At 65.2% G+C, this 13,687-nt stretch carries 10 protein-coding genes; 6 read left to right on the top strand and 4 right to left on the bottom strand.

The genetic code is table 11. From position 1 onward, the window contains the following. Positions 1–45: 45 nt before the first annotated feature. Both ILT42_RS05085 and ILT42_RS05080 read right to left on the bottom strand, forming a co-directional pair. Positions 46–696 (bottom strand): class I SAM-dependent methyltransferase, encoded by a 651-nt coding sequence (locus ILT42_RS05085; RefSeq protein ID WP_204214229.1) that lies wholly within the window; start codon positions 694–696, stop codon positions 46–48. Then, positions 693–1,805 (bottom strand): glycosyltransferase family 4 protein, encoded by a 1,113-nt coding sequence (locus tag ILT42_RS05080; RefSeq protein ID WP_407664536.1) that lies wholly within the window; start codon positions 1,803–1,805, stop codon positions 693–695. Before ILT42_RS05080 ends, ILT42_RS05085 begins: the two co-directional genes overlap by 4 nt. A gap of 214 nt (positions 1,806–2,019) precedes the next feature. Between ILT42_RS05080 and ILT42_RS05075 the strand changes: the two genes are divergently transcribed. Both ILT42_RS05075 and ILT42_RS05070 read left to right on the top strand, forming a co-directional pair. Continuing rightward, entirely contained in the window at positions 2,020–3,168 is a 1,149-nt protein-coding gene (locus tag ILT42_RS05075; protein ID WP_204214227.1) for a DNA topoisomerase IB, read from the top strand. A gap of 78 nt (positions 3,169–3,246) precedes the next feature. Continuing rightward, positions 3,247–4,089: an MBL fold metallo-hydrolase gene (locus tag ILT42_RS05070; RefSeq protein WP_204214226.1), complete on the top strand. Its 843-nt coding sequence runs from the start codon at positions 3,247–3,249 to the stop codon at positions 4,087–4,089. A gap of 185 nt (positions 4,090–4,274) precedes the next feature. On the opposite strand, the gene ILT42_RS05065 is transcribed toward ILT42_RS05070, so the two are convergent. Together ILT42_RS05065 and ILT42_RS05060 are read right to left on the bottom strand one after the other, a co-directional pair. Beyond that, positions 4,275–6,293 (bottom strand): calcium-binding protein, encoded by a 2,019-nt coding sequence (locus ILT42_RS05065; RefSeq protein WP_204214225.1) that lies wholly within the window; start codon positions 6,291–6,293, stop codon positions 4,275–4,277. A 144-nt stretch (positions 6,294–6,437) separates the two neighbouring features. Then, entirely contained in the window at positions 6,438–7,169 is a 732-nt protein-coding gene (locus ILT42_RS05060; protein WP_204214224.1) for a hypothetical protein, read from the bottom strand. Positions 7,170–7,763: 594 nt separating this feature from the next. Between ILT42_RS05060 and ILT42_RS05055 the strand changes: the two genes are divergently transcribed. The 4 genes from ILT42_RS05055 (at position 7,764) to ILT42_RS05040 (ending at position 13,658) form a co-directional block, all read left to right on the top strand. Beyond that, complete coding sequence (locus tag ILT42_RS05055; protein ID WP_204214223.1) at positions 7,764–9,524, top strand: type I secretion system permease/ATPase; 1,761 nt, start codon at positions 7,764–7,766, stop codon at positions 9,522–9,524. Then, on the top strand, positions 9,525–10,856 hold the full coding sequence (locus tag ILT42_RS05050; protein ID WP_204214222.1) for an HlyD family type I secretion periplasmic adaptor subunit: 1,332 nt from the start codon (positions 9,525–9,527) through the stop codon (positions 10,854–10,856). Positions 10,857–11,062: 206 nt separating this feature from the next. Further along, the gene (gene otsB / locus ILT42_RS05045) at positions 11,063–11,845 is read left to right on the top strand and encodes a trehalose-phosphatase (protein WP_204214221.1); all 783 of its coding nucleotides are present in this window, start codon (positions 11,063–11,065) and stop codon (positions 11,843–11,845) included. 4 nt (positions 11,846–11,849) lie between these two features. Next, a complete protein-coding gene (locus tag ILT42_RS05040) occupies positions 11,850–13,658 on the top strand; it encodes a glycoside hydrolase family 15 protein (RefSeq protein WP_204214220.1) in 1,809 nt (602 codons plus the stop codon). Positions 13,659–13,687 lie beyond the last annotated feature (29 nt).

Below are 13,687 nucleotides of genomic sequence, written 5' to 3'. Positions count from 1 at the left end.
AACGAAACAACAGAACAAAAATGGCGTCCGGGCGTTGATCCGCCTCTACCGGGTCCGGAAGCGGAAGACCGAGCTGCGTTTGATCTCGGCGTCCTCGAGCGTGCGCGTCACCGGCACCTCATACACCGCAAGGCTCTCCAGCCGGTCCATCGGCAGATAGCTGCGCCCGGGATCGCCGATGAGAACGGTCGCGCCCCGGGTGGAGAGCGCCTGGAGCCAGTCCGCCACCCGCCCGGCGAGATCCCGCTCGTAGCAGATGTCGCCCGCCAGCACCGCGTCCCAGCCCCGGTCGCGTCCCACGAGATCGTCCCGGAGCGCCGTGATCGTGACACCGTTGGCCGCCGCGTTGAGGCCGATGGCGGCGACCGCGAAGGGGTCGATGTCGCAGGCCGCAACCTCCCGGGCGCCGGCCTTCATGGCCGCGATGGCGACCAGTCCCGAGCCGGACGCGAAATCCAGGACGCGGCGCCCGCGCACGGTTTCGGGATGATCGAGGACGTAGCGGGCCAGCGCCTGCCCGCCGGCCCAGGCGAAGGCCCAGAAGGGCGGCGGCAGCCCGATGGCGCCCAGCTCCTCCTCGGTCTTCTGCCACAGCTCCGTGGCCTCGTCGGCCACATGCAGGCTGATCTCGGGAGCGTGCGGTACCGGCCGCAGGCGCGTTTCGGCCCGGATGAAGGTCTCCGGATCGTCGATCATGCAGCCAGCATCTGGCGGTAGAGGCTCTTGACGGTTTCCATGACGTCGCGCTCGGTAAAGCCGTCCAACACCCGCGCGCGGGCGGCCTCGCCCATGCGGGCGACCATGGCGGGGTCGGTCGCCAGGGCCACGAGGGCGTCCGCCAGGGCGGCGGCATTCTCGGCCGGGACCACCCGGCCCTCGATCCCGTCCCGGACCAGTGCCCGGCAGCCCGGCACGTCCGTGGTCACGAGCGCCCGTCCGCAGGCCGCGCTCTCCAGGAGGGTGCGGGGCAAGCCCTCGCCGCCGCGGGACGGCAGGCAGCCGACATGGTGCTCGCGCCAGACCTCGGCCACGTCGCGGGTGGCTCCGTGCCAATGGATGCCGGGCTCGTGGCCCCAGGCCCTCAGGGTGTCCTCCGGGATCGATTTCGGATTGGAGGCGTCCGGCACGCCGTAGAGCGACAGCTCCACGGCGGCGCCCCGGTCGCGGGCGATGCGCAAGGCGTCCACGGCCAGGTCGATCCCCTTCGACCACAGCATGCGCGCCACGATGGCGACCCTGAGCGGCGGCTGCGGGGGCAGGGGGGCGACCGCGAAATGGTCGGGGTCGATTCCGGCTCCGCCCACGAGAGTGACGCGCTCCGAATCGGGATCGAGCCCGAGCTCAGCCGGATCGTCCCGGTTCTCGAAGAGATAGCGGGTCTGGGAGGTCTCGAGCCCCCGGACCAGAAGCCGCACGGCGCGCTGCGACAGACGGCCCGCGAGCCCGCCCCGGGCGCCTAGGAAGCCCAGCCCCGTCAGGGCGAAGACCCGTCGCCGGACCCCCGCGAGGCTCGCCGCGAAGCCGCCGGTTAGGATGGCGCGAAGGGCGATGCAATGGACGAGATCGGCTTTCTCGGCCTTGAGGATCGAGGCGAGCTGACCCGCCGCGTAGCCCGCCGTCATGGGGTTGAGGCTTCGCCGCTCCGCCTGGAGGGGGATCACCTTCGCGCCCGTCGCCTCGATGAGGTGGCGATGGGCGTTCACCCGGGTCACCACCGAAACGGCGAGGCCGAGTTCGCGGGCCGCGCGGGCCATCGGCAGGAAGTGCGACGCGAAGAACCAGTCCTCCGTGACGACGAAGACGATCTTTCGCCCATGGAGGGAGCCGGCTGGGAGGGAGCCGTTTGAGAGCGGGGCGACGGGAGGGGGGGAGATGGATGACACGGGCAACTCGAAGCGGACGGAAAGCTCTTCTAGAGCATCGCGGCCAAAAGGGGACCCGCTATTATGCCACTGGGGGCCGGCGGAACCGGACCCGACGCCCTCCAGTTGACATCGCACTCCGACTTCAAGGCGAGCCATGCTGCTGGACCCCAACACCGCCCAGGACGACATCATCGATCCCCGCGACGCGGCCGAAAGCGCCGGGCTCACCTACGTGTCCGACGAGGAACCCGGCATCCGCCGCAAGAAGGTGGGGAAGGGATTCGCCTACATGAAGCCCGGCGGCGGCAAGGTGGAGGACGACGCCACCCTCAAGCGCATCAAGGCCCTGGCCATTCCACCCGCCTACACGGATGTGTGGATCTGCTCCAAGGCCAACGGCCACATCCAGGCCACCGGCCGGGACGCCAAGGGCCGCAAGCAGTACCGCTATCACGCGGCCTTCCGGGAGATCCGCGAGAGCACCAAGTTCGAGCACATGTTCGCCTTCGCCCGCGCGCTCCCGTCCATCCGCGAGACCATCGACGCCCATATGAAATTGCGCGGCCTGCCCCGGGAAAAGGTTCTGGCCACCGTGGTGCACCTCCTCGAGACGACCCTGATCCGCGTCGGCAATGCCGATTACGCCAAGCAGAACAAGAGCTACGGCCTGACCACCCTGCGCGACCCGCATGTGGAGGTGGACGGCGCGGAGCTGAAGTTCCAATTCAAGGGCAAGAGCGGCAAGACCTGGCGCCTGGCCGTCAAGGACCGTCGGGTCGCCCGGATCGTGAAAGCCTGCCAGGACCTGCCGGGCCAGGAGCTGTTCCAGTACCTCGACGAGGCGGGCGAGCGGCAATCCGTCAGCTCGGCCGACGTGAATGCTTATCTGAAGGAGATCACCGGCCGCGACATCACCGCGAAGGACTTCCGCACCTGGGCCGGAACGGTCCTGGCCGCCATGGCGCTGTCCGAATTCGAGACGTTCGACACGCAGGCCAAGGCCAAGAAGAACGTGCGTGCCGCCATCGAGGAGGTTTCCTCGCGCCTTGGCAACACACCGACGATCTGCCGCAAATGCTACGTTCACCCGGAGGTGTTTGACTGTTACCTCCAGGGCGACCTTCTGATCGAGGTGCGCGAGACCGTGGAGGCCAAGCTGCGCAAGGATCTGGCGGGGCTGCGGCCGGAAGAGGCCGCCGTGCTGACCTTTCTCGAGGCGCGCCTGACCCGCGAGATCGAGAAGACGAGCGCCAAGCCCGCCCGGCGCCGTGCCATCGCCGGCGCGGCCGAAGCGCGGGCTTGAAGCGGCGAACATTTTCGCGCGCCCGGCGTTGGGCCTCACTTCACCTGACGTCACCTCGGCTCGGCACGGATCGGCGATATGCGCGTTCATCATCTCAACTGCGGCTGCATGTGTCCTCTCGGCGGGCGCCTGATGGACGGCGTCAGCCGTGGCCTGACGGCACAGCTCGTCTGTCACTGCCTTCTGGTCGAGGCCGATGAGGGTCTCGTCCTCATCGATACGGGGTTCGGCCGCCAGGATGTGGAGCATCCCTATCGGCGGCTGAATCCCTTCTTCATCCATTTCAACCGCATCCAGTTCGATCACCGCCGTACCGCGTTCGAGCAGGTGAAGGCACACGGCTTTTCGCCCCGGGACGTGCGCCACATCGTGTTGACCCATCTCGACTTCGACCATGCGGGCGGGCTCGAGGACTTTCCTCACGCACGCGTGCATGTTCTACAGGACGAGATGGCGGCCGCCCGCGCGCGACACGGCTTCCGCGAGCGCGGGCGCTACCGGCCGCCGCAATGGGACGACGTGCGGAATTGGCGCTTGTACGAAGGGGGCGGCGAGCGCTGGTTCGGATTCGACGCCGTGCGCGATCTCGACGGCCTGCCGCCCGAGATCCTCATGATCCCGCTGCCGGGCCATACGGAGGGCCATGCGGGCGTGGCGATCGACACGCCGGAGGGCTGGCTGTTGAATGCGGGCGACGCGTATTTCCACCGTCACGAAATGGATTCCCAGCCCAGGGTCACGCCGGGTCTCGCCGCCTATCAGCGCATGATGGAGGTCGACCGTCCGATGCGGCTCCGCAACCGGCGCCGCGTGCACGCCCTGGCAAACGACCGCCGCAACGGCGTACGGGTGTTCTGCAGCCACGACGCGGTGGAGCTGGAAGCGCTGCAGCGGTTGAGCCGGGGCGAGAAACCGATGTGAATCCACCAAGGTCGAGAGTGGCCAATGTGAGCGGACCTCCCTTTTAGCACGACGAAATCATTATCATGATCTTGGGGTGTCCATAGTCTAGAGCCGTATTCGCGCTCTAGACTATGGACAGCCATCAGACCATGAAGGCTGTCGAACGTGTGCTTCGCGGATGGAAGCTTATGTCCGTTGATACTCTAAACGACGATGAAGTCGGCATAGGTGACACTTGCCGGCTTATTGAGCAATGTCGCGAACTTCATAGATCCCCCTGCTGCGCTACCATTTGAGTCATAGGTCAATTCACCTGTCGCCTGATTGTAGATTATCCGATCGTCTGCATCGTGAGCGGCTGACCCTATGTAGAATTGCGAGTTCAAAAGAGTTCCAAATCCAGTAAAATTGCTCCCTTGGCAGTTTTTGAATATCGATCGAGTGAGAGAAATGGAGTCGTCCGACGGGGTGAAGTCCGTGATGGTATCGGCCTCGCTCAGTGCAAGATTTGAGCTGAACAGAAACGTATCTCTTCCTCCACCACCAGTTAGCTGCTCGGAGCCTGTCCTCCCATCAAGTAAGTTGTCGAGCTCATTGCCTGATAGACGGATTCCTGCCGAGGATCCGACAATTTCCTCGATGCACTGACCGCCGGGAAGCGTATAGTTCACAGACACGAAGATTGCATCACCATCATCCCTCGCCTGATCGAACACAGCGTCGCCCAGATCGTCAACGGTGAAGTAATTGCGTCCAGAGTTCCCATACATCCTATCGGCGCCCAAACCTCCAACAAGATCTGTTGCGTGAGATCCTGTTGCATACAAGGTGTCGTTGCCTGCTTGTCCTTCGAGGAGGTAGCTGTCCCAGGCATCGATCACCACCGAACTTCCCACGATCGTGTCGGCGGAAGGTGTTCCGATCACCGTTTCGATACTGGAGTAGGTATCGCTGTCGGCATCTCCTCGATATCCTCTCCCGACATCGAGGTCGACGTGGACGCCACCCGATGAGAGTTCGAAGGTGAGGATGTCATGGTTCTCACCTCCGTCGATGTGATCGGCTCTTGCACTGCCGACCAAGATATCAATTCCGGCTCCGCCATAGAGGAGATCGTAACCTGCGCCGCCGATAAGCTGGTCGTTGCCGTCGAAGCCGTTGAGGAGAAAAGTCGAGTTGCTCGCCACGTTGCCGATGCTCAATTCATCGGCGAAGCTTGAGCCGACGAATCCTTCGACATTTCGATAGGTATCTCCTTCCGCGTCTCCCCCAGAACCCCTGCCGCTTCCGACATTGATTTCGACGGCATAAGGTGATGTCTGATAGTGCACGACGTCGAAGTCACCCTCGCCATCGATGGTGTCCGCGTCGCTGCCGCCGATGAAGACGTCATCGCCCCAACCGCCATGTAGCCGATCGCTACCCGAGCCTGCCCAAAGCGTATCCCGTCCATCTCCGCCCCACAGGACATCGTTTCCGAACTCGCCGACCAGGCGGTCGTTGCCGGATCCGCCGTCCAGGGTGTCCCCGTCGTGGCCGCCATAGAGCGCGTCGTCGTTGCCGCCGCCATTCAGGTAATCGTCGCCGGCCGCGCCCCAGAGGGTGTCGTCGCCGAACTCGCCGTAGAGGATGTCGTTGTCGCCGGCGCCGTCCAGGGTGTCCTGATCATGGCCGCCATAGAGGGTGTCCCGGCCGAAGCCGCCGTTGAGATAGTCGTTGCCGTCGACGCCCCACAGCCAATCGTCGCCGTACTCGCCATAGAGCCAGTCCTTGTCGGCACCCCCGTCGAGGGTGTCCCCGTCATGGCCGCCATAGAGCATGTCCTGGCCGATGCCGCCGTCGAGGTAGTCGTTTCCGCCGGCGCCCCAGAGGACGTCGTTCCCGTCCTCGCCATAGGCCACATCGTTACCTGAGCCGCCGTCGAGAGTATCCTTGTCGGCTCCGCCGAAGAGCAGGTCCCGGTCGGCGCCACCGTTCAGGTAATCGTCGCCGCCGAAGCCCGACAGGACGTCGTTGCCGCCCTCGCCGTAGAGCACGTCGTCGCCCTTGCCGCCGTTCATCGTGTTGGGGTCGGCGTTGCCGAAGACCGGATCGGCGGCGAGACGGGTCGTCGCTTGGCGGCTCTGGTCCTCGAACAGCGCGATGCTCAGGCGGCTGCTGGTCTCGATGTCGTCGAGAAGGGCGGACCCCTTGTTACGATGGTGATGGATCGTGTCGGCCATTGCATTCTCCAAATGCGCGCGGGACGGCGTCCCGGCGAAGGCATGGATCATAGCAACGATACAACGTTTAATATGTTCCGAGTTCCGTCATCGCGTCAAGGTTGTCATGTCTCGGACAGGCACGACCTTGAGTTCGGGCCGCGTTCAGCGCACGGCGCCGATCACGCCACGCTCCGTCAGGACGATCCAACGGCCGCTGCGGCGCTCGATGGACGACACGCGGCCCACGCCAGGGATGAATCCCCCCGGCACCACCTCGAACAGGCGGCGGTTTCGGCTCTCGATGAGGGCGGCGCCGTCATAGACCTCGCGCAGGGTCCAGCCGGAGACGACCTCGTCGCGCATCACCACGGACTTCACCGCGGAGGTCGTTTGCGGATCCGGCGGCTTGGTCTCGACGGTCTTCACGTCGGTCGACTTCATTTCGGTCGACTTGGTCTCGACCGGCCTGGCGTCCGCTCCGGCATCCGCGACCGTCGCAGCCTCGGCCTTGGCCTGAACCGCCCGGGCTTCGATCTTGGGCGCGAGATTGAGGATGGCAGCCGTGATCTGCTGCTCCATGCGGTCGATTCGGGCCTCGAGGGCCGCGATGCGCTCACCGGGACCGGACGACGCCAGGGCGATCCGCTCGATGCCCTTCGCCAGCCGTTCGCGTTCCCGGGTCTCCTCGACGGATGCCTTCTCGGCCTTGCTCCGCATCACGCTGACCACGGATTGCAGGATTTCGAGATTATGGTCGAGCCGGGCGAGGGTGGCCTGGTGCTGGGCCGTGTCCGCGGCAATCTGCTGCAGTGCGTCGCGATTGGTGAAATTGCCCGCATAGGCGGCCAGCCAGCAGGATCCCGCGAGGACCAGTACGAGGGCGGAATGGACCATAAGTTGCGTTCCGCGACCAAAACCATTGCGCGGAAGTTGCAAACGTTGCTCTTCGTCGGCTTTTCGGCTATGAGGCCCTGGACCGGGCTTCCTGGCGCTCAAGACGGCCTCGGCCAGAGCAGCGCTGGCTTTCGGGTCGAGTTGGACGGCGGTGCTTTTCCCGTCCGGTCTCGTGGGAACGACTTGCGCTTCCGCGGCAGCTTGCTTCCGATCGTGTGACTCGGCCTTCATGATGCGACCCTCGAACAGGTCACATTGGGTTAACCATAAGTCTTTACCAAACCGTTACCATGTGCGGCATCGTGGCGTTTTCCCTCTTTTTTGTTACTTTCGGAACGCCCAGAGATTGACATAGTTACATATAATATGGTTACAAATGTCATGTCGTTACGTAAAGTACGACTGATGGGGGCCCACCTAAACCTTGTGAGCAATCTCAAAAGACAGTTTTCCGTGCTAGAAAGCTGTTGCGCTCATAGATTGGCTTGAGCCTCGACTTCGTAGCCGCTTCCAGCGGTGCATCCTCCCAACGCCCGAAGGCCTGGGGGGAGGCTTTCTGGGAGGGGTCTTGGTAATGCCCTCTAGGAAACAACAATGAAGCAGGCAGCAAGAAGAGAAGAGAGCACGGAAGTCTATGACGCCTTCAAGGCGTGCCGAAGCTCCTTCATAGGCGTCGCCGTCTTTTCCGCCATCGTCAACATCCTGGCGCTGACGGGTTCCCTCTACATGCTCCAGATCTACGACCGGGTGCTCTCCAGCAAGAGCATCTCGACCCTCGTGGGCCTGTCGCTCATCACGCTCGCGGCCTACGTGCTGTCCGGCGGGCTCGACACCATCCGGGCCAAGATGCTGGCCCGGATCGGCGCCCGCTTCGACGAGCAGCTCGCCCGCCGCATCTTCGACCTCGTGGCCACGATGCCGCTCAAGGGCGCCAAGTCGTCCGAGAGCATGCAGCCGGTGCGCGATCTCGACACCATCCGCGGCTTCCTGTCCGGCATGGGCCCCACGGCCCTGTTCGACATGCCGTTCATGCCGATCTTCTTCATCGCCTGCTTCATCATCCACCCCTGGCTGGGCTGGTTCTCGGTGGTGGGCGGCATCGTGATTGTCATGCTCACCCTCTACACCGAGGCGAAGAGCCGGGGTCCGATGTACGACCTCACCCGGTCGGGCGCCGAACGCCATGCCCTGGCCGAGACGAGCCGCCGCAACGCCGAGGCCGTGCGCGCCCTGGGCATGCTGGGCTTCCTGGCCGCCCGCTACGACAAGGTGCACACCACCCACGTGAACGACGGCCTGCGCGCCAGCGAATCGGCCTCCGTGATCGGTGCCTTCGCCAAGGTCTTCCGCATGGTTCTCCAATCCGGCATCCTGGGCCTCGGCGCCCTGCTGGTGATCGAGGGCCAGATGTCGGCGGGCTCCATGATCGCGGCCTCCATCATGATGTCCCGCGCCCTGGCGCCCATCGAGATCGCGGTTGCGAACTGGAAGGGCTTCATCGGCGCCCGCCAGAGCTACCGCCGCCTCCAGCACATCCTCAACATCATCCCGGCCCAGGGCCAGCGCATGCCGCTCCCGGCGCCCAAGAGGGACGTGACCGTCGAGGACCTGTATGTGGGGGCTCCCGGCACCAACTCTCCCATCGTCCAGGCCGCCACGCTCCAGCTTCAGGCCGGGCAGGGCCTGGGCCTCATCGGACCCTCGGCCTCGGGCAAGTCCTCCCTGGCCCGTGCCCTGGTGGGTGTATGGCCGACCCTGCGCGGCGAGGTCCGCCTCGACGGCGCGTCTATCGACCAGTGGGAGCCGGATGCCCTCGGCGCCCATGTGGGCTACCTGCCCCAGGACGTGGAGCTGTTCGACGGCACCATCGCGGAGAACATCTCCCGCTTCCGCCCGAAAGCGGACCCGGAGGCCATCATCAAGGCGGCCCAGACGGCCGGCGCCCATGAGCTCATCCTCGGGCTGCCGGACGGCTACGACACCCATATCGGGGAAGGCGGCGCCTCGCTTTCGGGCGGCCAGCGCCAGCGCGTGGCCCTCGCCCGCGCCCTCTACGGAGACCCCTTCATGGTGGTGCTCGACGAGCCGAATGCCAGCCTCGACGGGGCCGGCGACGAAGCCCTCAACCAGGCCATCCTGGCCGTGCGCCAGCGCGGCGGCGTGATCATCGTGATCACCCACCGTCCGGCGGCCCTCGGCAACGTGGACACCGTGGCGATCATGGAAGCGGGCCGCGTCAAGGCCATGGGTCCCCGCGACGAGGTGCTCCAGGCCGTGATGAAGCGCAACGCAACGCCGGCAGCGGCAAGGCCGCAAGGCGCCCCGCAGGCTTCTCCCCTGAGGGAGGTTGGATAAATGAACATGATTCTCCAGGCCGCACCGGCCAAGAAATCCGTCCACCAGAAAAAGCTGCACAGCCTCGCGGTGAGCGGCCTGACGCTGATCGCCCTGTTCGGCGGAACGATCGGCCTTTGGGCGGCGACATCGACGCTCTCGGGCGCCGTGATGGCGGGCGGTCAGTTCGTGATCGACTCGAGCATCAAGAAGGTTCAGCACGCCACCGGCGGCATCGTCGGCGAGCTGAAGGTTCGCGAGGGCGACCAGGTCAAGGCGGGCGACCTGCTGGTCCGCCTCGACGAGACCGTGACCCGGGCCAACCTGCAGGTGGTGTCCAAGCAGCTCGACGAGTTCCTGGGCCGTCAGTCCCGCCTCGAGGCCGAGCGGGACGGCGCCAAGGACCTCAAGACGCCCGACGAGTTCGTCTCGCGCATGGACGAGCCCGCGATCAAGAAGATCATGGATTCCGAGCGCACCCTCTTCCTGGCCCGGAAAGGCGCCCAGGAGAGCCAGAAGAACCAGCTCGCCAAGCGCGTGTCCCAGTCCCAGGACGAGATCGTGGGCCTCCAGGCCCAGAAGGCCGCGAAGGAGCGCGAGCTCCAGCTCATCCGCGATGAGCTGGCCTCCGTCCGCGACCTGTACCAGCGGAACCTGGTGCCGATCACCCGCCTGAACGCCCTGGAGCGCGATGCCGCGAGCATCGAGGGCCAGCGCGGCCAGATCATTTCGGCCATCGCCCAGGCCGAGGGCCGGATCGCCGAGACCAACCTCCAGATCATCCAGATCGACGAGCAGACCCGGGCCGAGGCCATGAAGGAGCTGCGCGAGATCCAGGGCCAGATCGCCGAGTACACCGAGCGCCGCGTGGCGGCTCTCGACCAGCTCAAGCGCACCGACATCCGGGCCCCGAGCCCGGGCTACGTGCACCAGCTGGCGGTTCACACCGTGGGCGGCGTCATCTCGCCGGCCGAGCCTGTCATGATGATCGTGCCCACGAACGACGTGCTCGACCTCGAGGCCAAGGTTCAGCCGACGGATATCGACCAGATCCAGGTCGGCCAGACCGCCAACATCCGTATTCACGCCTCCAACTCGCGCACCACGCCCGAGCTGAAGGGCACCGTGTCGCGGATCTCGGCGGACGTCTCCCGCGAGCAGCAGACCGGCGCCACCTACTACACGATCCGGGTGGCGATCCCGAAGGAGGAGATCAAGCGCCTCGAAGGGCACGTCAAGCTGATCGCCGGCATGCAGGCGGAGGTGTTCGTCGAGGTGAACCACCGCACCCCGTTCCAGTATCTCATGAAACCCCTGGAAGAGCAGTTCGCCCGCGCGTTCCGCGAGCACTGATCACAAACCCGGCTTCCATCGCTCAAACCCGCGACCGGGGAAACCCGGTCGCGGGTTTTGTTGTGTCCGGGAACGCCGGCGAAGCAGGTTGCCGGCGAAGACGTGCGCGGGGGATTTTGCGGGAAATGGCCTTCTTTCGGCTTTCCGTTCCGCCCGGCAGCATCATATAGGCGGGTGAGCCGACGCCAGACGGGAGTGCACGAGGTTTGACGCAAGCAGCCAAGGCCGGGACACCGCTCTCCCCCGCGGGCGAAGCCGAATGGGCCCTGTTTCTCGATTTTGACGGCACCCTGGTCGACATCGTGGAGCGTCCCGAAGCCGTCTCTGTCGATCCTGAACTGCCGGTCATCCTGGCGCGGCTGAAGGAGCGGCTCGGCGGAGCGCTCGCCATCATCAGCGGCCGCCCGATCTCGTTCCTGGACCGGCGGCTGGAACCCTTCGCCTTCGATATCGGCGGGCTCCACGGCTTGGAGCACCGGATCGGCGACCGGCTCTACCAATGCCAGCCCGAGGAGCATCCCCGCCTCCGGGAGATGGCCGATCGGCTGGGCGAGGTGCTGGCGCTCAAGACGGGCGTGGTCATCGAGGACAAAGGGTGCTCGGTGGCCCTGCACTGGCGGCTTGCCCCGCAGGAGAAGGATTTCGTCCTGTCCACGGCCCAGGCCGCCGCCGAGGCCCTGGGGGTCGACTACCGGGTGCAATACGGCAAGGCCGTGGCCGAGATCCTGCCCGCCGTGGCCGGGAAGGGCCGGGTGATCGAGACCTTCCTGCAGCAGTCGCCCTATCGGGGCCGCCGTCCGATCTTCGCCGGGGACGATCTCACGGACGAGAACGGCTTCGCCACCATCAACGACCATGGGGGCCTGTCGATTCGGATCGGCGCCGGCGAAACAATCGCGCGGGAGAGACTAGGAACGCCCGCCGATTTGAGGCATTCCCTATCAAAATGGGCCGCAGGCGGCCCGCTTCCTTTCACCGGGGACCGTTAGACAGATGAGTTCGCTTGACCTTGCCGTGATCGGCAATTGCATGATTGCGGCGCTCGTGGACCGCCGCGCCCAGATCGTGTGGAGCTGCTTTCCGCGTTTCGATGCCGATCCCGTCTTTTCGGCCCTCCTGGACAGCCCCGATGACGGCACTGATGCCGAGCAGCGCGGGGTCTTCGCCATCGATCAGGTCGGCATGCAGACCTGCGAGCAGGCCTACCTGGAGAATACGGCCGTCCTCGTCTCCACGATGACGGATTCGTTCGGCAACATCCTCGAGATCACCGACTTCATCCCCCGGTTCAAGCATTTCGACCGCACGTTCCGGCCCCCGCAACTCATTCGTCGGGTTCGTCCCGTGAAGGGCCGCCCGCGTATCCGCGTGCGCCTGCGGCCGCACTTCGAGTGGGGCTCGTTGCAGCCCACCACGACCCGGGGCAGCAACCACATCCGTTTCGTGGGGCCGCACAGTTCCCTGCGCCTCACCACCGACGCGCCGGTCTCCTACATCCACGAGGAAAAGCCCTTCGTGGTCGACCGCCCGATGTCATTCTTTTTCGGCGAGGACGAGCCCCTGCGCTCGGAAGCCGACAACACCGCCCGGGAGTTCCTCGACCGCACCGTCGATTTCTGGCGCGACTGGGTGCGCTCGCTCTCGATCCCGTACGATTGGCAGGGGCCCGTCATCCGCGCGGCCATCACCCTCAAGCTCTGCAACTTCGAGGAGACGGGCGCCATCGTGGCGGCGCTCACCACCTCCGTGCCGGAGGCCCCGCATACCAAGCGCAACTGGGACTACCGCTATTGCTGGCTGCGTGACGCCTATTTCGTGATCCAGGCCCTGAACCGCCTCGGCACCACGAAGACCATGGAAGAATACCTCACCTATATCGCCAACATCGTCGACGACGTGGACGCGATGGGCGACCAGAAGGACATGCCGCCGCTCTTCAGCATCACGCGCTCGTCCAATCTGGAGGAGCACGAGGCGACGGCGCTGGCGGGCTATCGCGGCATGGGACCCGTGCGCGTGGGCAACGCCGCCTACACGCAGATCCAGAACGACGCCTATGGCAGCATCGTGCTGGCCTCCACCCACGCATTCCTCGACAAGCGCATGAACCGCACCGGCAACGATGCGCTGTTCGAGCATCTCGAAAAGCTCGGTGAGCGGGCCATCGAGGTCTTCGACCAACCTGACGCGGGTCCGTGGGAGCTGCGCACCAAGGCGGCCGTGCACACCTTTCCGAGCGTGATGTGCTGGGCAGCCTGCGACCGCCTCGCCAAGATCGCCAAGGCCATGAAGCGCAAGGAGCGCGTGGTCTATTGGCGCGAGCACGCCGACCGGATGCACGCCATCATCGACGAGAAGGCCTATAACCCGGAAACGGGCACCTTCGTGTCGTCCTATGGCGGCCGCGATCTCGACGCGACGCTGCTGCTCCTGGCGGAGCTGAATTTCGCCAAGCCCGAGGATCCGCGCTTCGTCCGCACCGTGGAGGCCATCGGCGAGAAACTCCGCCGCGGCGACCTGCTGCTGCGCTACGACGTTGAGGACGATTTTGGCCTCATGCATACGGCCTTCATGATCTGCGGCTTCTGGTACGTGGACGCGCTCAACGTCATCGGCCGCAAGGACGAGGCGATCGAGATGTTCGAGCGCATCCTGGCCCTGCGCAATTCCTTCGGGTTGTTCTCGGAGGATGCCGATTTCACGACGGGCGAGTTGTGGGGCAATTTCCCCCAGACCTATTCGATGGTCGGCCTCATCAATTCCGCTGTCCGCCTGAGCCGGAGCTGGGAAGAAGCCTTCTGACGCCGCTGCCGCGAGAAAGAGCATACAGG

It is taken from the genome of Microvirga pudoricolor, assembly GCF_016892705.1.
Classification (GTDB): Bacteria; Pseudomonadota; Alphaproteobacteria; order Rhizobiales; family Beijerinckiaceae; genus Microvirga; species Microvirga pudoricolor.
This window is presented reverse-complemented; position numbering and strand designations above follow the sequence as displayed.

Bases quoted from the DNA above. Each gene is read 5' to 3' on its own strand.
- ILT42_RS05075 (WP_204214227.1), top strand. From the start codon at position 2,020: ATGCTGCTGGACCCCAACACCGCCCAGGACGACATCATCGATCCCCGC.
- ILT42_RS05085 (WP_204214229.1), bottom strand. From the start codon at position 696: ATGATCGACGATCCGGAGACCTTCATCCGGGCCGAAACGCGCCTGCGG.
- ILT42_RS05040 (WP_204214220.1), top strand. From the start codon at position 11,850: ATGAGTTCGCTTGACCTTGCCGTGATCGGCAATTGCATGATTGCGGCG.
- ILT42_RS05060 (WP_204214224.1), bottom strand. From the start codon at position 7,169: ATGGTCCATTCCGCCCTCGTACTGGTCCTCGCGGGATCCTGCTGGCTG.
- ILT42_RS05065 (WP_204214225.1), bottom strand. From the start codon at position 6,293: ATGGCCGACACGATCCATCACCATCGTAACAAGGGGTCCGCCCTTCTC.
- ILT42_RS05070 (WP_204214226.1), top strand. From the start codon at position 3,247: ATGCGCGTTCATCATCTCAACTGCGGCTGCATGTGTCCTCTCGGCGGG.
- ILT42_RS05055 (WP_204214223.1), top strand. From the start codon at position 7,764: ATGAAGCAGGCAGCAAGAAGAGAAGAGAGCACGGAAGTCTATGACGCC.
- ILT42_RS05050 (WP_204214222.1), top strand. From the start codon at position 9,525: ATGAACATGATTCTCCAGGCCGCACCGGCCAAGAAATCCGTCCACCAG.